The organism is Paenarthrobacter sp. TRD_SC_7, assembly GCF_056156245.1.
This window is the reverse complement of record NZ_CM149587.1, coordinates 3,708,908-3,725,512: the sequence shown is the minus strand read 5'-3', so window position 1 is coordinate 3,725,512 and position 16,605 is coordinate 3,708,908. Positions and strand designations below refer to the sequence as shown.

General features: G+C 61.5%; 17 protein-coding genes. 10 read left to right on the top strand and 7 right to left on the bottom strand.

The genetic code is table 11. The annotated features are described in order from the left end of the window. Nucleotides 1-262 precede the first annotated feature (262 nt). Together AC0J5Z_RS17740 and AC0J5Z_RS17735 are read right to left on the bottom strand one after the other, a co-directional pair. Nucleotides 263-1,648, bottom strand: a complete 1,386-nt coding sequence (locus tag AC0J5Z_RS17740) for a UDP-glucose dehydrogenase family protein (RefSeq protein ID WP_475034910.1) — start codon at nucleotides 1,646-1,648, stop codon at nucleotides 263-265. After that, nucleotides 1,645-2,811: a glycosyltransferase family 4 protein gene (locus tag AC0J5Z_RS17735; protein ID WP_475034908.1), complete on the bottom strand. Its 1,167-nt coding sequence runs from the start codon at nucleotides 2,809-2,811 to the stop codon at nucleotides 1,645-1,647. Before AC0J5Z_RS17735 ends, AC0J5Z_RS17740 begins: the two co-directional genes overlap by 4 nt. A gap of 335 nt (nucleotides 2,812-3,146) precedes the next feature. Between AC0J5Z_RS17735 and AC0J5Z_RS17730 the strand changes: the two genes are divergently transcribed. From AC0J5Z_RS17730 to AC0J5Z_RS17720, 3 genes are all read left to right on the top strand, one after another. Further along, nucleotides 3,147-4,064 carry a sce7726 family protein gene (locus AC0J5Z_RS17730; RefSeq protein ID WP_475034904.1) on the top strand — a complete coding sequence of 306 codons (918 nt, stop codon included), beginning with the start codon at nucleotides 3,147-3,149 and terminating at the stop codon, nucleotides 4,062-4,064. Continuing rightward, nucleotides 4,022-5,008, top strand: a complete 987-nt coding sequence (locus AC0J5Z_RS17725; protein ID WP_475034902.1) for a sce7725 family protein — start codon at nucleotides 4,022-4,024, stop codon at nucleotides 5,006-5,008. The genes AC0J5Z_RS17730 and AC0J5Z_RS17725 overlap by 43 nt, the downstream gene beginning before the upstream one ends. 104 nt (nucleotides 5,009-5,112) lie before the next feature. Beyond that, nucleotides 5,113-6,051, top strand: a complete 939-nt coding sequence (locus AC0J5Z_RS17720) for an RES family NAD+ phosphorylase (RefSeq protein WP_475034900.1) — start codon at nucleotides 5,113-5,115, stop codon at nucleotides 6,049-6,051. Here AC0J5Z_RS17720 and AC0J5Z_RS17715 read toward each other — a convergent pair. Further along, nucleotides 6,044-6,484, bottom strand: coding sequence for a MerR family transcriptional regulator (locus tag AC0J5Z_RS17715; RefSeq protein WP_475034898.1), 441 nt, complete (start codon nucleotides 6,482-6,484; stop codon nucleotides 6,044-6,046). The genes AC0J5Z_RS17720 and AC0J5Z_RS17715 overlap by 8 nt on opposite strands. Nucleotides 6,485-6,637: 153 nt before the next feature. On the opposite strand from AC0J5Z_RS17715, the gene AC0J5Z_RS17710 reads away from it, so the two are divergent. The 5 genes from AC0J5Z_RS17710 (at nucleotide 6,638) to AC0J5Z_RS17690 (ending at nucleotide 10,936) form a co-directional block, all read left to right on the top strand. Next, nucleotides 6,638-7,060 carry an Hsp20/alpha crystallin family protein gene (locus AC0J5Z_RS17710; protein ID WP_420180434.1) on the top strand — a complete coding sequence of 141 codons (423 nt, stop codon included), beginning with the start codon at nucleotides 6,638-6,640 and terminating at the stop codon, nucleotides 7,058-7,060. Nucleotides 7,061-7,226: 166 nt separating this feature from the next. Beyond that, nucleotides 7,227-7,676, top strand: a complete 450-nt coding sequence (locus AC0J5Z_RS17705; RefSeq protein WP_475034894.1) for a J domain-containing protein — start codon at nucleotides 7,227-7,229, stop codon at nucleotides 7,674-7,676. Then, entirely contained in the window at nucleotides 7,673-8,050 is a 378-nt protein-coding gene (locus tag AC0J5Z_RS17700; protein ID WP_475034890.1) for a hypothetical protein, read from the top strand. The genes AC0J5Z_RS17705 and AC0J5Z_RS17700 overlap by 4 nt, the downstream gene beginning before the upstream one ends. A gap of 148 nt (nucleotides 8,051-8,198) precedes the next feature. After that, nucleotides 8,199-9,236, top strand: a complete 1,038-nt coding sequence (locus tag AC0J5Z_RS17695) for a VOC family protein (protein WP_475034885.1) — start codon at nucleotides 8,199-8,201, stop codon at nucleotides 9,234-9,236. Nucleotides 9,237-9,604: 368 nt separating this feature from the next. After that, entirely contained in the window at nucleotides 9,605-10,936 is a 1,332-nt protein-coding gene (locus AC0J5Z_RS17690; protein ID WP_475034882.1) for a cell division protein PerM, read from the top strand. A 58-nt stretch (nucleotides 10,937-10,994) separates the two neighbouring features. Here the strand turns inward: AC0J5Z_RS17690 and AC0J5Z_RS17685 are convergent, their stop codons facing one another. Then, nucleotides 10,995-11,444, bottom strand: a complete 450-nt coding sequence (locus AC0J5Z_RS17685; protein WP_475034878.1) for a hypothetical protein — start codon at nucleotides 11,442-11,444, stop codon at nucleotides 10,995-10,997. A gap of 11 nt (nucleotides 11,445-11,455) precedes the next feature. Here AC0J5Z_RS17685 and purN point away from each other — a divergent pair, with 11 nt between their 5' ends. After that, entirely contained in the window at nucleotides 11,456-12,028 is a 573-nt protein-coding gene (purN, locus tag AC0J5Z_RS17680) for a phosphoribosylglycinamide formyltransferase (RefSeq protein ID WP_475034873.1), read from the top strand. Between the two features lie 430 nt (nucleotides 12,029-12,458). Next, nucleotides 12,459-13,094 carry a hypothetical protein gene (locus AC0J5Z_RS17675; RefSeq protein ID WP_475034869.1) on the top strand — a complete coding sequence of 212 codons (636 nt, stop codon included), beginning with the start codon at nucleotides 12,459-12,461 and terminating at the stop codon, nucleotides 13,092-13,094. A gap of 70 nt (nucleotides 13,095-13,164) precedes the next feature. Here AC0J5Z_RS17675 and AC0J5Z_RS17670 read toward each other — a convergent pair whose 3' ends face one another. The 3 genes from AC0J5Z_RS17670 to AC0J5Z_RS17660 are packed head-to-tail and all read right to left on the bottom strand — an operon-like array spanning nucleotide 13,165 to nucleotide 16,441. Next, nucleotides 13,165-14,517, bottom strand: coding sequence for an MFS transporter (locus tag AC0J5Z_RS17670; protein ID WP_475034865.1), 1,353 nt, complete (start codon nucleotides 14,515-14,517; stop codon nucleotides 13,165-13,167). Between the two features lie 51 nt (nucleotides 14,518-14,568). Continuing rightward, nucleotides 14,569-15,519: an N-acetylmuramic acid 6-phosphate etherase gene (murQ, locus tag AC0J5Z_RS17665; protein WP_475034863.1), complete on the bottom strand. Its 951-nt coding sequence runs from the start codon at nucleotides 15,517-15,519 to the stop codon at nucleotides 14,569-14,571. Beyond that, nucleotides 15,494-16,441 (bottom strand): N-acetylglucosamine kinase, encoded by a 948-nt coding sequence (locus tag AC0J5Z_RS17660; RefSeq protein ID WP_475034859.1) that lies wholly within the window; start codon nucleotides 16,439-16,441, stop codon nucleotides 15,494-15,496. The genes murQ and AC0J5Z_RS17660 overlap by 26 nt, the downstream gene beginning before the upstream one ends. Between the last annotated feature and the right edge of the window lie 164 nt (nucleotides 16,442-16,605).

Here is a 16,605-nt window from a genome sequence, read left to right as displayed (position 1 = left end):
TCGTACTGTTTACAGAGCTGGCGCTTGTGGGCGCTCCCGGAGCGCACGCTGTGGCCGCAGCTAGCAGCGACGTCATGGTCATCAGTCCCAGTGCTTTTCGACCACGCGACCACGAAGACTTACTCAGCAAATGCCAGTTTTTGGACGTGCGAATAGAACGCTTTTTCAATGCATTGCCCCTTGTAGTTGCGCCGATGCGATGGCGCGTGCAGTGACCATAACACCGTGCAGAACAGCAATGGGAGGGGGAGCTTTCTATGACTTAGCGCGCTGCGTGCTTCTTCCTTTCTGCAGGCTTCGCAGAGTTGCTCGCCTCAGCCCCAACCGAAGCCCCCGTACCCAACCCGCGGACCGTCCACCCCGCACTCCGCCAGGCCTCAGCGTCCAGTACGTTCCGGGCGTCCAGCACCATCCGGCGTCGTACGAGTGATCCAGCAACAACAGGTGAGAGTGCTACGTATTCGTCCCATTCGGTGAGTAGCAGCACCAGTTCGGCGTCTTCGAGGGCACGCTTGGTGGAGGCTTCGAAGCGGATCTGCGGGTACCGGATCCAAGCGTTGTTGATGGCTTTGGGGTCGGTGACGGTCACGTGTGCGCCGGCGGCGGCGAGTTGTTGTGCGACGTCCAAGGCGGGGGAGTCGCGGATGTCGTCCGTGTCGGGCTTGAAGGCGGCGCCAAGGATGGTCACCGTGCGGCCGGACAGGAAGCCGCGGCACATCTCGCGGGCAACCTCCACGGCGCGGGAACGCTGGTCCAGGTTCACCGAATCAACCAAGGCCATCCACTCATCCACGGACTGCACAGACAGGTCGCGAGCCTGTGCACGGAACGACCGGATGTCCTTGGGTAGGCAACCTCCCCCGAAGCCGAGCCCAGCGTGCAAGTACCGGTTGCCGATGCGCGGATCCAGGCCCATCGCCTCGCTGAGCTCGCTCACGTCTGCGCCGGACGCGTCGCAGAGCTCAGCCATTGCGTTGATGAAGCTGACCTTCGTGGCCAGGAACGCGTTCGACGCTGACTTGATGAGTTCCGCCGTGGCAAAGTTACAGACCAGACGCGGGATGCCGGCGCTGATCAGCGGCTCGTACACCGCGTCCAGCGCGGCTGTAATCGGTGCACCCGCAGCGGCACCCTTGCCGCCCGGGACGCCGTACACCAAGCGGTCGGGAACCAGGGAATCCTTGACGGCCGTGCCTTGGCGCAGGAACTCAGGGTTCCAGCCGAGCAGCACGTCCGAGCGTCGGGCCAGGATTGCCCGGAGCGTCTCCACCGTGCCTACCGGCACTGTTGATTTACCGACGACGGCGGCGCCCTTGGCCAGGTGCGGCAGGAGGCTCTTAGTGGCGCCCATCAGGTAGGAGAGGTCCGCTGTGTCAGAGGTTTTGGACTGCGGGGTGCCCACGCAGAGGAAGTGCACCTGGGCATCAGCGGCAGCGGCGAAGTCCCTGGTGAACACGAGCCGGCCGGTGGTGCGACCGTCTTTGAGGAGCTCGTCCAGGCCCGGTTCATGGAAGGGCGCCATCGCTTTGTTGAGCTGGTCAACCTTGTGGGAGTCGACGTCGATGCCCACCACGGTGTGGCCCATCGAAGCGAGAGTCGCGGCATGGACTGCGCCGAGGTAACCGCAGCCGATCACGGAGATCTTCATGAGGAGGGTCCTTTGCTTGAGGTGAATTCGCGGGGCTCATTTCCATTGGGAGCCCCGGCGATGACGGCGTTGTAATGGCGCACCAGGTCTGCGCTGAGCACAGGCCACGTCCGGCCCTGGACCGAAGCTGTTGCTGCCGTTGTGAATGCCCGGCGCTTGGCGTCGTCGCCAATCAGGTCCTGCACGTAACTGCGCAGCTGGACAAGGTTGCCGGGCTCGTACAGCCAGCCGGTACGTGAGTTCTCCACGAGGTCCAAGGGGCCGCCCCGGCCGGTGGCGACCACGGGAACGCCCGAGGCCATGGCTTCTTGGATGGTTTGGCAGAAGGTCTCAAACTCGCCGGGATGGACAAAAAGATCGAAGCCGGCGATCGCTTGAGCCAGTGCATCGCCGCCAAGGAAGCCAGCAAAGTGGGCGTTCGGCAGCGCTGCTTGAAGTGCTTCCCGTTGCGGGCCATCACCAACGATGACCAGTTTCGTGTTCGGCAAATCCGCCAGTACGGCGAGATCTTCAACTTGCTTCTCGACGGCGAGACGGCCAACGTAGCCGATGATGCGGTGACCATCGGGCGCTACTGAGCTGCGCCACGCCGTCGAACGCTTTGCGGGATTGAAGCGCGCGGTATCCACACCGCGGCGCCACATGTCCACGCGCAGTATGCCGCGTCCGCGCAGCTGGTTCAGCGCGAACGTTGACGGCACCAGGGTTCGGGTGGCCAGAAGGTGGATGTTGTCCACGCGGTTCCAGGCCCAGTTCTCCAGGAACGGCACACCGTAGCGGGCGGCGTAGCTGGGAACTTCGGTTTGGTAGATCGCGACAGTCGGGATGCCGAGCTGATGGGCGGCCTGCACGGCGCGCCAGCCGAGGACGAACGGGGAGGCGAGGTGCACCACGTCGGGGGAGAAATCGGCAAGGATTCGCTTGACCCGATTCACACCACCCAACGCAACCCGCACATTCGTGTAACCGGCCAGCGGCACCGAGGGAAGCCGGTGCACATACGCACCCTTCTCGACGCTCGAGACATCAGTGTCCGACGTCGACGGCGCGATCACCATCACCTCATCCCCGCGCTCCTGCAGATGCTCCAGCACCCGCAGTATCGAATGGGTTACCCCATTCATCAATGGCAGGAATGATTCGGCGACGATTGCGATCCTCACGCCTTCAACGGTGGTCGCGGCGGTTGGCTTGGCGGGTTCGAACGGGTGGCCTGTGGAGGAAGAGTTGGTTAACAGGTGGGGCTCCAGTTTGTCTCAGGGCGCGCGTAGACTCTGGTTCACCGACGCGCTGGGGCGTCTGACGATCACTGTCACTCCGGTTACGAACGAGGCGTGCGCTGCCTCACTCATAAGTTAGGGGCAAATGTCGACCCCGCAGATTCGAATCAATTGTTGAAGCGATTCATCCAGCTACGTCTGCGAGCCTCGTTGGCTGTCGAGCGTCTAGGTACCTGGAACTAGACTTGAGGCATGGTTGAACGTTGTAAGGATAAGTTGTGACTGCATCCGTACTGGACTCCCGGATGGTGCGCCGTGCTGGTTCCGTCTTCTCCACGGCCACAGTCCGGAAAGTAATGCGGGGTGAAACTCCCAGCCAAGCTGAGGGGATTCTTGAGGCGATGGTAAAAGACAGCCTCGTTCCCAACGGTATTAGCAGGCATGAAGCCATCGCGGTTCTGGACTCGATCCTTCGAAAGTCTTATAGGAACGAACACGTTTACAAGTCAGCACTGGTGGACAAGATTCTCTTAGGCAGGCACAGCCTGCGCACCGCTACGGTGGTCAACGAATTCACGATCGGCGGGTCCTGTGTTGATGCGATCGTCATCAATGGTGAAGCAACAGCTTACGAGATAAAGACGGAGCTGGACTCGGCGGCAAGATTGCACAAACAGTTATCTGACTATCAACGTGGATTTCGTAAAATTTACGTTGTGGTGCATGAATCAATGGTTCCTGCATATGTGGACATACTTGAGGGCTCGCCAGTTGGCCTGATGGCGCTCACTCACCGCCATCAACTGTCCATGCGAAAACTGGCGACGTCCTACAGTGCCGAACTGGACGTAACTGCAATGATGAAATCTCTTCGCAAGGGTGAGTACACCGCCATCCTTCAGCGTCACTTTGGGGAGATTCCTCAGGTGACTGCTACTCAGCACTTTTCGGTCTGTCTTGAGATGGCCTTGGCAATCCCTGCGGATCAGTACCAGCGCTACTTTGAAGATGCGCTTCGCGCTAGAAAGCCTCGCGAACCCGAGCTCGCGTTGACAGCCCCCTGCGAAAGTTTGCGGTATGTTTATCTTCAATTAGACCCTGCTCGCCTGCAATATGAGCGGATTGAACGCTGGCTGAGAGGCACTGTGAACGTATGTACTATCCCTACCTGCGAGGAAAGCAATTTGAGCTCCTAGCTGTTAAGGAAATGGCGCAGGATGAGTCGCTTTCTCACCTAGTGCATCCGGTCATCGAACCAGTAAGGGACCTGAACTCTGGCGGTCTGGAACGTTGCCTGATAACCCTAAAAGAGAACGGAACCTCCTGTACTCTCATCGTCAATCCGCAGGTTGGTCATCTAGCGGGTGATTCCGGCTCCGTGCAGAAGTTGGTGGCTTTCTTGAATGATCGACCGCATCTGTTGGACTACGTCAATCTCGGTGTGGTTGTATCTGCGGTTGATGATCTGGAAAGCGTTCAGCTGAATCTTTCAGGCTTGAACGCTCGTATACCTAAGGTCTCGCTGTTTCATCTTGACTTTCCAGAGGATGCAGCCCAGGTCTTTCCTTTTTACGGCACGAGTGTCGTCGAATCGCACTTTGTCGAATCTACAAGTGATACCCGCCGCTACAGGAGCTTGAGTGGGTTTCAATCCGTTGCTTCAGCATGGCGAACAACGCCGTTGGTCAAGTGGAGGGATCCGTTCCCTAGGCAGGCTAGAAATATTGACTACGTGGGCATACCGGAGCAGCTTTATACGGATGATCACCTATATTTCGCCGAAGATGGATTTGTAGGTATCTCGGACTACCAGACCATCGGAGATGACTACCAGGAAGGTGGACGACTGCCTAGGGCTGTAGTACTCCACCTCACTTATCAAAAAGAGCCGAGAGGGCCCGTATACATCAGGCATTTCCCCTCTGACTCGAATCTCGACGCCGCTGATACCGCGGGCAAGTTCGCCGAAGCAGTCAAGAAACTGGTTGCTTTTGCAGAGGAGCGCGACCTTGGCAACCCTGCCATTGACAAATTTAGGTTCTTTGCCGCAAACGGAAGCTTCCCAGGACTTGGAACTCTCAAGAAGGTGTCCATACAAAACCACATTTATGTGATGCAACAAGCGTTGGGTGAGATGTGAAGGGCTGCAGGGCCTGCTTTGTAGGCTCGGGCCCCATCGACGCCGCGGCGGTGCGTCCCAGCCATGGTGATTGCGGCTTCTGTGATCCTATATCGTCCGACGGCATGGTCTGGGACGTAACGGTCTGGGAGAATCAGTTCGCGGGTCTTCTCGACAAATATGAAGTTGTGCCAGACGGCTCTGCTGATGGTCGGAGCATTGAGGAGCGAATCGCAAGCGACTGGGACATATTCAGCTTCGACGACCCTGCCCGTGTTCGTGTCTTTCTTGAGGCCGTGTTCGTCGTACCGCATCCGCTGCTGATGGCAGGTCTGCTCGTGAGACCCAGAAAAACTCCGGACTACGTGGATCATATAGACGTATGGGACAAGTACGTAAATCACTTGAAGCTCGTGAATCGTTTTTTTGCTCCGAGGGATCTTCCAGATGATGCTCTGAACGTTTTAGGTGAGCTCATACTTGCAAACGGCCGAACAGTAGAGATCGGTAAGTCGTATTACCGTGGCCGACCAATGTCGGGACCGAAGCCGTTCACTATTGATGATATGGGCATGCCGCCGGCCGTGTCAGCCTCGGGCGGTCGTGGCAACCCTATCGGAATACCACATCTCTACATTGCATCAGACCCTGAAACATGTGCCGCTGAATGTCGCGTGGGACTAAATGGCTTCGTCTCCGTCGCCACTTTTCGTGTAACGACAAAGCTTACCGTTCTGGACCTGGCAGTTGTGGATTCCATCAATCCATTCACTAATGATGGAGACGTAAGTAAGTATTTACAGGCTCGGGCATTCCTGACACGATTGCGCGACGAGATTTCCCAACCGGCGCGGAGTACCGATGTCCAAAGGGACTATGTATCCACGCAGTTTCTCTGTGAGTATGCCAAGCACCTAGGCCTTCATGGCGTCATGTACCCAAGCACTCTGAAAGAGGGCGGTACCAACCTCGTGTTGTTTTCTACGGATAAGGTTGAAGGCGATCAAGCGGTTGACGCGTTCGTCGTAGTGCGAGATGAACTCAGGTTGGAAACCGTCAGGTAGAACCCACGCCCCCGCCCCCCGCCCGTTTCAGATCCTTCCGCAACCCGCGGTTATCTTCCCTTAGCCCACGGTTGTCGTCCGCCAAGCCCTTATTGTCTTCCGTCAGCCCCCGGTTCTCCGCTTCTAACTCCAGCACCAGCTTTACTCCCGCCAGGTTCAGCCCCTCATCCAGGAGTGCGCCGATCCTGCGCAGCGTCGCGAGGTCGCTTTCGCTGTAGCGGCGAGTGCCCCCGTCGGTCCTGTCCGGGGTAAGCAGGCCCTTGCGCTCGTACTGCCTGATGTTCTGCTGCCCTGTGCCGACGAGCTCGGCCGCCATCGAGATCGCGTAGACACCACGCTCGTCACGACCACCGTCAGTGGCGCCGTCGCCCGCAGAGGCGACCAGTCCGCCGTCGTACTCCCCAGCAGCAGTTCCGCTCTCCGAAGCGGCCATCAAGAACCTCCAAAAATCTTCCGGAAAACTACTTGCATCCACTCTCTCACCGGTGCTATAAAAAATCTATACCAGCCAGCACAGATTGAGCGGGACTGAGCAGGCTGGTACGAACAACAGAATCAGCATCAAGACCAAAGGAGTGAGAACCAAATGCTGATGCGCACTGACCCGTTCCGCGAATTCGACAGGCTCGCCCAACAGGTTTTTGGCACAACAGCACGCCCCGCCGGCATGCCGATGGATGCATGGCAGGAGGACGGACAATTCGTTGTTGCCTTCGATCTGCCTGGTGTAAGCCCTGATTCAGTTGAGCTGGACGTCGAACGGAACGTCCTTACGGTAAAGGCAGAACGTAAGTCGCCCGCTGGCGAGAACACCGAGATGATTGCCGCCGAGCGCCCACAGGGCGTCTTCAGCCGGCAGCTCATCCTGGGTGACACCCTGGATACCGATGGCGTCCAGGCCAGCTACGACGCCGGGGTGCTCACACTCCGCATCCCCGTCGCCGAGAAGGCCAAGCCGCGGCGCATCGAAATCCAATCCAGCGGGCAGAGGCAGGAGATCAACGCCTAATCCCTTCGGCCCTGCCGGAAGGCTCACCCGGGGGTGGCCAACCGGCAGGGCGCCAGCCGGGAACAACGGAGGCGGCCGCATCGGAATAGTTGGGCGCAGGCTTCGCGCCACGTCACAGCGTTTCTTAGCGCACATAAAGCGACCCCCGCCCGTCGTCTCCCGATTGATGGCCCCCGGCCCACGCTGGGGGCCATCGCCAAATCCGCAGCAGGAAATCGGAACAGCATTGAGCACGCAACCTGACCACTACGCCACCCTCCACGTGTCGCCGGACGCGACGGCCCGTGAGATCACCCGCGCTTACCGCACGCTGCTTCGGACGCACCATCCGGACACACGCCGAAAGGTCGACGACGGCGACACCACCTCAGCTGCCGACCTCCAGGAACTGCACGCCATCATGCAGGCGTACGTCGTCTTGTCGGACCCAGGGAAGCGGGCGGCTTACGATCGTGCGCGTCGGACGCCAGCCGGTGCGGTCGGAACGCCGGTGAAAGTGCGCTTCCATCGATCCGAAACTCCCGCTACGCAACGTGATCAGTCACCGCTTTCGTTTGGACCAACCCGGTGGGACCCCCCGTCCCGAACCCTAAGAACCCGAAGGAGTAATCCATGAGTGCTTGGCGTCCCTACGACGGCCACATCATTCCCGCGTTCTACGAACGGTTCGAGAAACGCTGGGGGAGAGGGACGGCCCCGTTCCTGGATCCCGAAGTCCACGAACAGCCCTTGCCCCGCGCCCAATGGATCAACCCGGACACCGGTGCTGCCGTTGCCGTGGTCCCCATTTGGACCGACGACCCCGAACACCGCTCCTTTGGCGTCTTCTACCTCCCACCCGCCGGGGACATCTGGATGCTCCGCCCCGGGCCCACAACGTTTCTGGAACCCAGCGGCGGATCCAGCAAGGAGCAAGTGACACTCCGCAACGACGCCTTCAAGAAGGCCGTTAACCACGCCAAGGAGTTCATCTACGGGCCTCAGCTGTAAGAGGCGTACGCGAGGGGTCAGGTCTGGGCTGAATGTGGACTCCAAAGTGCCGAGATCCCGCCCCTCAGCGGGAGTACATCGCGGACGCATCCTGACCTCGAGCGGTCGTAGTCTGAAACCACTGAACCCCGACCCAGAGGACACGGACATGACCGCGGCAGACCCGAGCATCAGCACAGTCCCCACCGGCTACTCCAGTGTCAGCCCCTGGCTCATCACTCGCGACACCAACGCCCTCTTCGACTTCATCACGGCAGCGTTCGGCGCGGAGGAGATCGACCGCGTCGTTGGTGAGGACGGCAGCATCGGTCACGCCGAGGCGCGGATCGGCGACTCAGTAGTCCTGGCGTTCGATAGCCGTCCGCACTGGCCCGCAACGCCGTCGTACCTCCGTCTCTACACGCACGACGCCGATGCCGCCTTCCATGCCGCCCTCGCCGCGGGTGCCACCACAGTTTCGGTTCTCGACAACAGTGCCTGGGGCGACCGGGGCGCTCGCATCCAGGACCCGCTCGGGAACGTCTGGTGGATCATGTCGCACATGGAGGACGTCTCCGACGACGAAGCGGCCAGCCGCTGGCACGCCCCCGAGTACGCGGCGGGCATGGAGTACGCCGTAGAGTCCCTCCGAAGGCACATGACTGGCCAACCGGATGCGACGGTCCCTGATGAGGTCAAGGCAATGGCCCCCATGGTGCGAGCCGAAGGAGTCAGTGCCGTGCCGACCGGGTATCGCTCCGTTGAACCGTGGATCATCTCCCGCAGCACCCCCGAACTCCTCGACTTCATCACCGCTGCTTTCGGCGCCCAGGGCGCGTTCCGCGTGCCCATGGAGGACGGCTCCATAGGCCACGCGGAGGCGAAGATCGGCGATTCCAACATCCTCGCCTTCGACTCCCGACCGGACTGGCCTCCGACTCCCGCCTTCCTCCGCATCTACGTCGACGACGGCCATGCCTCCTTCGCTGCCGCACTCGCCGCCGGCGCGACGGCAGTGACCAACGTGACAGAGATGTTCTGGGGAGAAGAAGTGGGCCGGGTTCGCGATCCGTTGGGGAATCTCTGGTGGATCCATTGCCGGGTGGCCGAGCTCAGCGAGGATGAGGCCTACGCGAGGATGGGGGATCCGAAGTTCGTGAAGGCCATGGAATATGTATCGGGCGTGGACTTCTTCGCGAGGGGTTAGCTCTCGGCAGTATGTCCGCCTCTAAGTGCCGAGAACCAACCCCTCGGCGCAGGGTAAAGAGCAAAAAGAAGGCTGGTGCAGCCTTTGGAAAGAATCCCAAGGCGGCTGCACCAGCTGCTAGTACGACTTTCTGTTATTAGTTGTGACACCTATTCATTGGCCGCTCCTAGTTCCCGGCTTCGATTATTTTCCGGGCCTTTCAAAGTCTGTGCAGGGCGGGGTGGAGCTGAGGTGGTCATTGCGGGCTTCGTCCCCCCGGGAGAATACCTCCAATTTTACGGCGGCCCATGGGAAAAAGCGCTGGAATTCGCGGTATTTCAGGGGCGCCTGCCGGGGGAGTGCTGCCTACCGTGGCACGATAGATCACGATGAAACTGCGCGCTGATCAGACCGGAAACCGTGGCCTCCCGATGCCCCTTTGGCTGCAGGGTGGTTTGGAAGCGGCCCAGGCAGCGTTCATCTCGGCCATTGTCGTGATTCTTCCGCTGGTGGGAGTGTGGGCTACCGACGGGTTCCAGAACCGGAACGTGGACGCCTTGGCGCGCTTGGGCGGCCAAGCCTGGCTGCTGATCCACGGCGTCCCCTTGGAGCTGGCGCATGTCAACCTCGGCACTGCGGCCCAACCAGGTTCGGGCTTACTGTCCCTCATTCCGCTTGGCCTGACACTCATTCCATTCCTGCTCGCGTGGCGGGCAGGCCGTCGACTTGCCCGGGCGTCGTACACCGACCAGCTGTGGCAGGCGTTCCTTGGCGCGTTCGTTGTGTATGCGGCATTTGGGACGGCCACCGGATTCGTGTGCCGAACCCCGGAAGTCGTCATTAACCTGTGGTTCGCCATGACCATTCCGCTGATCTCCTTCGGCCTGGGCATGATTGTTGGTGCACGACGCGAAGCAGGCTCGTGGAGCCGGCTGATCGGCGTCGACGCCGTCGCCTGGCTCGCAAAGACCAGTCAGCATTCCCGCTGGGCCGGCTCATATGTTGGCTCGGCGATGAAGGCTGGCTTCGTGGCGACGATGGCCGCTGTTTGTTTGGCCGCGCTGTTGCTGGCTGTGACCATCGTGTGGCATTGGACGGACATCATCGCCGTCTATGAGGGCCTGCAGGCTGGCGCCATGGGCGGTGCCGTACTCACGATCGCACAGCTCGGCTTCCTGCCCAATCTCGTCATCTTCGCCCTGTCCTGGTCCAGCGGCGCAGGCTTCTCACTGGGTGTTGGCTCCACCGCGGGTCCGCTGGGCACCGCCGTCGGACCGCTCCCGGCGGTGCCGGTCCTTGGCGCACTCCCCCCTGGACAGCTCGACTTCGGTGCCATGGCCCTCGCACTGCCCGTCGTCGCCGGCATCCTGGCGGGCTGGTGGTTCCTGCGCGAAGGCGAGAACCATTTCGACGAATGGCTCTCCATCAAGATCAAAGCCCGCTGGTTCACGGCCACCGTCTCCACCCTGTTTTTGGGCGCGTTCATTGGCGCCGTTGCGGGGCTTCTCGGCGGGGCCCTGGCCTGGATCTCCCGGGGTTCAGCAGGCATTGGACGGCTCACGGAAATCGGACCCCACCCGCTGTGGACGGCAGTCTGGCTGGCCGCCGAAGTGGGGATCGGCGTCGTCATTGGCTACGCAGTGGGGCCGTGGCTGGAACGCCGTCAGAAGCTGCGCGAGGCGAACCTGGACGAAGTAGCGTACGACGACGAACACGCCTGAGCCGGTCCGCTCAGTAGCGCTGGTCTAACGCAGCGGGCAGGTCAGCGCAGCGGGCAGGTCACCGCAGCGGTGCGGGCATCGAGTCCTCGAGCTGCGTGAGGCACTGTGTCTTGGCGGATTCCGTGAGCGCCCCGCGTGCGCAATCCTGGTACGTGCTGACCTGGTTGAAGAAGAGCACCGACGTCAGGATCAGCAGGCACATGACGGCCGTGACAACAAGGCCCGAGATCGTCCCGAACAGCATCAGTTTGGGGTGCTTGTACTTCAGCGTCCGTACCAAAACGACGATGCCCAACACCAAAGCTGCGAGCGTCAGAATGGCGCTCAACCACACGTAGTTCACGTTCAGGGAGAACACGAAGAACGCGCCCAAAGCAGTCAAAAGGAAAGCGCGGAAAAGGATCTGGGTCACGCCGAGGGCGGACTTTTCGGCCTCGGAGCGGGGTTGCTGGCTCGGCTTGGGACCGACGTCGGGATTCATGTTTTCCAGCCTACGCGAGCCGCCCATAAGCTAGTGCAATGCGCATTGTTGTCCTCGTCTCCGGTACCGGTTCAAATCTTCAGGCAGTCATCGACGCCGTGAAGTCGGGTGAACTGGATGTCGAGATCGCAGCTGTAGGCGCCGACCGGCCCGACACGTACGGTGTGGAGCGCTCCGACGAGGCCGGAATCGAGACATTCGTGGTCAACTTCAACTCCTTCGAAACCCGCGCCGAGTGGGACTCTGCTTTGCGGGACAAGGTCCTGTCTTACAAGCCGGATGTTGTGGTTTCCTCGGGTTTCATGAGGATTGTCAGCGAAGACTTCATCAACGCTTTCGGCGGCAAGTACGTCAACACCCACCCCGCCTTGCTCCCGTCCTTCCCGGGTGCCCACGGAGTGCGCGACGCAATCGCGTACGGCGTGAAGGTCACGGGCTGCACAGTCCATTGGGCCGACGCCGGCGTGGACACCGGCCCAATCATTGCGCAGGAAGCCGTGGTCATCGAGCCGAACGACTCCGAGGAAACCCTGCACGAGCGGATCAAGGTAGTAGAGCGTCGCCTGCTGGTCCAGACCCTTGCAGACCTCGCCGCCGCACCTGCCCCCTGACCCAACTGAGTCGCATTTAAGCGCGTTTAGACCCCTCAAAACGCGCTGTGCTGCTACCTAGTTTCCGTAGAGCATCTTGCGCCTGTGGATAACGCCGCATGGACATGGTGATGTTTGTCAGCATTGGGCCATGAAGACTCCTCGGCCGATGCCTGAACCACTCTCGTCGATGCCATTCACATGGCAGGAAGCTGTTGCAGCCGGGATATCTCGACGGCGGTTGAGTCACCACGGTCTGGACTCGCCGAGCCGGGCGATTCGAGTCCCTCGTCTGAAAACAGAACATGCGTTAGCGGACATGGTTCGACCGGTCACTCTGGTCACGCCATTTTCGGCGGCCTCGCATGCCACTGCTTTCTTGCTGTGGGAGTTCCCTGGGTTTCTACCTGGGAGTCACAGATCCGACATCCACATCTCGCGGCCCCACGCCATGGCCATCCCTCGACGGCGCGGTGTGGTGGGCCACAGGGGACAGTTCTTCGAGGATGAAATCACCACGTTCAGTGGCCTCCTTATCACCAGTCGGGCTCGCACGTGGCTGGACTGTGCTCGGAAAATGGACATCGACGAGATCACGGTCGTGGCCGACCATTTGCTCCGCATTCCCCGGTCGGAATTCGAGGGCCGCAGTGAGCCACACTGCACCATGGATGAGCTGGAGGAAATGCTGGACAGACACTGGGGGACACCGGGAATCCGCAAGGCCCGATTGGCTCTGGAACAGGCGTGTGTTGGCGCCGACTCCGCACCCGAAACGAGGCTGAGGCTGGCGCTCAAGTGGGCTGGCCTGCCCACAGCGGAAGTCAACGTACGCACGGAGCTAAGTCCCGGCGTCGTGCGTCAACCGGATCTCACCTATCGCGAGCAGCGCGTTGGCGTTGAATACGAAGGTGAAGGGCATTCGGATCCGGCACAGATCGTGCGGGATATCGCCCGCGAAGAAGACTTCAGCCGCGCAGGATGGATCCTTGTGCGGATCTCCAAGCGCCACATGTCTACTGGCGCGACGACCGCAGTGACCAAGGTGAGGCGGGCGCTCGAACAACGCGGTTGGGCACCCAAGTAGGTCGCAGTAGAGCGCGTTTTGACGGCTCAAAACGCGCTCTACTGCGACCCAGTTGGGGGCCGAGGGACGGTTATTCGAGGACGCGCTGCTTCGTCTCCGGGGCACAGAACGCCATCCACAGCACGGACAGCAGGACCAAGCCCCCAGCCATCGCGAAGGACTGCGCCAACCCGAACTCAGGCCAGAAGAACGAGGCAAACACCAAGGGGCCGAAGCCTGCCCCAATGCGGGAGAATGTCGATGCCCAGCCGAAGCCGGAGCCGCGAAGCTCGGTCGGGTACAGCTCGGACACATACGCGTAAAGCACAGGAATGGCCACCTGCACCACGAAGCCGAACACCAGCAGCCAGAACACAGCGGCCGACGGCACGTCCACCACGAACGCCACGATCACCAAGGTCAACGCGGACAACGGACCTGTGATGGCCAAGATCCACTTGCGGCCCACGCGCTCCACCAGCAGCGCTGCGACCACCACGCCCAGAAGCCCGACGGCGGCCATGCTCGCCGTCGTGACGAACGCCTTGTACTCCTCGAATCCGGCACCGATGAGAATCCGGGGCATCCACGTCAGCGACAGGTAATAGACCAACAGGATGCTGAAGAACAAGGCCCAGGCCGCCGTCGTGATTTTCCAGTTGAATGTCCAGATATTGCGGAGCTGGGTCCACGCGCTGCCGGGGGAAAGCCTCGGTGCGGCTTGCGGTTCGGGCAGGCTATACGCGCGGGGCGAAGCACCCGTCGCCTCGACCAAACCATCGATCACCGCCGCCGCCTCTTGCCGGCGGCCCGCCCGAATCAGGAACAGCGGCGACTCCGGAACCGAACGCCGAACCCAGAAAACGAGCAGCGCGGGCAGCACCATGATCAGCATTGTGAGCCGCCAGTCGCCGAATGCCGCAACCAGCCCAGCGGAGACGAAGCCACAGAGCGCGGCCCCGATAGGCCACCAACCATCCATGGCCGTGAGCACCTTGCCCCTTTGCTTGCGGGGCGTGAACTCACCTACCAGTGCATAGTCCACGGGGATGCAGCCACCCAAACCAAAGCCGGCCATGAAGCGGAAGATGCAGAACCATACGATGTCCGGGGCAAAGGCGCCCAGAACCGTGAAGATGCTGAAAATGAGGAGGGTGGCAGTGAAGGCCTTCTTGCGCCCGATGGTGTCCGCGATGGTTCCCCATGCGAACGCACCCACCGCCATGCCGATCAGGTTGGCCGTGCCGATCCACGCGGCGTCAGCCGGTTGCAGCGACCAGTGCTTGGACAGCAGCGGAATCAGGATGCCGTTGAGCGTGACATCCCAGGCGTCGAACATGAACCCGAGCCCACCAATCAGGAAAATCCGCCCCTGGACCTTCCACCGCCACGGCAGTTCCTGCACAACTTGTTCGCCGCTGGGCACGGCTGTGTATGTATTCATTTGCCCTCCTGCATGCAACTTTATGCGCTGGGGCCAACACCGCCGTCCGCGTTACTTCTGGTTCTCGATGGCCCTCCGCAGGAAACCGCCGGCTTCTTCCAGGGCACCCTTGGCCTGACCAGCGTCGATGCCCGTCAGGAGCACCAAAATGGCCGCTTTCACCGAACCACCAACCGAGTCCAAAGCAGCAGCAGCTGTGTGCGCGTCCACACCCGTGGCGTGCTGCACGGTTCGCTGCGAGCGGGCCAGCAGCTTCTCGTTCGTGGCACGAAGGTCCACCATGAGGTTCCCGTACGTCTTGCCGAGCTTCACCATCACCAACGTGCTGATCATGTTGAGGACAAGTTTCTGGGCAGTGCCCGAGTTCAGCCGAGTGGAGCCCGCGATGAACTCCGGACCCACCACAACCTCGATCGCGGCGTCCGCCAGGTGGCTCACTGCCGAGCCCTTGTTGCACGCCAGCGACGCCGTAAACGCACCCCGCTTCCGCGCTTCTTCCAGCGCGCCGATCACGTATGGCGTCCGGCCCGAGGCAGTAATACCTACGACGGCGTCCGCTTCCGTCACGTTGATGTCGTGCAGGTCGCGTGCGCCGGCAGTTGCGTTGTCCTCGGCGTACTCCACCGGCTTCTGGATCGCCTGCACACCGCCGGCGATAAGTCCGACGACGAGTCCCGGCGGAGTGCCGAACGTAGGCGGGCATTCGCTTGCGTCGAGCACACCCAGTCGTCCGGCCGTTCCGGCTCCCACATACAAAAGGCGGCCACCGCGCTGGAGTCGCTCTGCAACGGCGTCGACGGTCTGAACAATGGCGGGAGTTGCAGCCTCAACCGCAGCGTGTACTCCTGCACTGTGGGCAAGCATCGCAGCAACCAGTTCTTCAGTGCCCAGGATGTCCAGGTTGTCCAGGCCGTCGGCCGTGGCTTCGGTCTGTAATCCGGCGAGTTCCGTGCGCAGGCCCGCAAGTTTGTCGGCGTTAGTCGGGCCAGTTTGTTCCGTCACGGTGGATATACCTTTCCTGGATGAGCCCGCGGCGCGTCGCAGCGAGGGCAGCGCCATCCAAGCCATCGCCGAGCGGTGCCACCACCTCAATCCCAGCCGAAGCGAGGGACTTCCGCAAGAGCGCTGCGAAGAAGTCCGATCCCACCACTCCGCCCAGCATCGCCACACGGGGCGTCCCGGCCTCATCGCCGCCGGATGCGAGCTTCACGGTATGGGTCAGGATGCGGCACGCCTCGCCGATGATGTCATGTGCGACGGCGTCACCGGCCTCCGCTGCGTGCAGAACCAACGGCGCGAAACGGGCCATCGCCCGGTAGGGGTTCTCGTTCGCCGCGAGCCACCCCGGGAGCATTTCCGGCGACTCAACCAGAGCGCCGGCCGCGGCAGACAACGATGTGGCGGGCCCGCCGTCGTGCGCTTCAAGAACTGCCTGGAGTCCCTGCTGACCGATCCATCGTCCGCTGCCGCGATCACCCAGGTAGGGTCCCCATCCGTCGGCCCGGTGCAGGACGCCGGCTTCATCGAAACGGAAGGCCACCGCACCTGTGCCCACAATGAGCGTGGTGCCGGGGGCGCCTTGAAGTGCGCCGAGTTGGGCGGCCGTGGCGTCGGACAGGACGGCCGCGGGGACGCTGAATCTTTGGGACAACATGGTGGCGAGTTCCTGCGACTTTTCCGCGGACGCTTCGACGCCGGCCACAGCGGCCCCAACGCCGGTCAAGGTGCTGACGGGTAGGCCCGGCGGCAACAAGCCAACGGTTTCAAGGAGGAGTTCGAAGGCGAGGGTGGGCCCGTTGTCCACGTGCACTCCGGGGAAACCACGCTGATCCGCTGCGCCCAGCAACTCTTCACCGCTGCGCAACTCCACGCGGCAACGGCTCTTCCCTACATCGGCAACAAGAACGACCTCAGTGGCTTCCATGGGTCAACCCTATGTTGCGGGGCCCGATCTGCGCTCTTGATTGCGGGTTTGCCGCGCAGAGTGGGCCTCACAACTGGTGGACCCTGTGTTGTGGGGCCTGTTCTGCGTGGTAAACCCGGGAAATGGGGCGCAGAGTGGGCCTCACAGTGGATGGGTTACGAGTT

Excerpts from the sequence above, each read along its gene's own strand:
- AC0J5Z_RS17740 (WP_475034910.1), bottom strand. The coding sequence starts at position 1,648 with ATGAAGATCTCCGTGATCGGCTGCGGTTACCTCGGCGCAGTCCATGCC.
- AC0J5Z_RS17725 (WP_475034902.1), top strand. The coding sequence starts at position 4,022 with ATGTACTATCCCTACCTGCGAGGAAAGCAATTTGAGCTCCTAGCTGTT.
- AC0J5Z_RS17720 (WP_475034900.1), top strand. The coding sequence starts at position 5,113 with ATGGTCTGGGACGTAACGGTCTGGGAGAATCAGTTCGCGGGTCTTCTC.
- AC0J5Z_RS17715 (WP_475034898.1), bottom strand. The coding sequence starts at position 6,484 with ATGGCCGCTTCGGAGAGCGGAACTGCTGCTGGGGAGTACGACGGCGGA.
- AC0J5Z_RS17710 (WP_420180434.1), top strand. The coding sequence starts at position 6,638 with ATGCTGATGCGCACTGACCCGTTCCGCGAATTCGACAGGCTCGCCCAA.
- AC0J5Z_RS17705 (WP_475034894.1), top strand. The coding sequence starts at position 7,227 with ATGGCCCCCGGCCCACGCTGGGGGCCATCGCCAAATCCGCAGCAGGAA.
- AC0J5Z_RS17700 (WP_475034890.1), top strand. The coding sequence starts at position 7,673 with ATGAGTGCTTGGCGTCCCTACGACGGCCACATCATTCCCGCGTTCTAC.
- AC0J5Z_RS17695 (WP_475034885.1), top strand. The coding sequence starts at position 8,199 with ATGACCGCGGCAGACCCGAGCATCAGCACAGTCCCCACCGGCTACTCC.
- AC0J5Z_RS17690 (WP_475034882.1), top strand. The coding sequence starts at position 9,605 with ATGAAACTGCGCGCTGATCAGACCGGAAACCGTGGCCTCCCGATGCCC.
- AC0J5Z_RS17685 (WP_475034878.1), bottom strand. The coding sequence starts at position 11,444 with ATGGGCGGCTCGCGTAGGCTGGAAAACATGAATCCCGACGTCGGTCCC.
- purN (WP_475034873.1), top strand. The coding sequence starts at position 11,456 with ATGCGCATTGTTGTCCTCGTCTCCGGTACCGGTTCAAATCTTCAGGCA.
- AC0J5Z_RS17675 (WP_475034869.1), top strand. The coding sequence starts at position 12,459 with ATGGCCATCCCTCGACGGCGCGGTGTGGTGGGCCACAGGGGACAGTTC.
- AC0J5Z_RS17670 (WP_475034865.1), bottom strand. The coding sequence starts at position 14,517 with ATGAATACATACACAGCCGTGCCCAGCGGCGAACAAGTTGTGCAGGAA.
- AC0J5Z_RS17660 (WP_475034859.1), bottom strand. The coding sequence starts at position 16,441 with ATGGAAGCCACTGAGGTCGTTCTTGTTGCCGATGTAGGGAAGAGCCGT.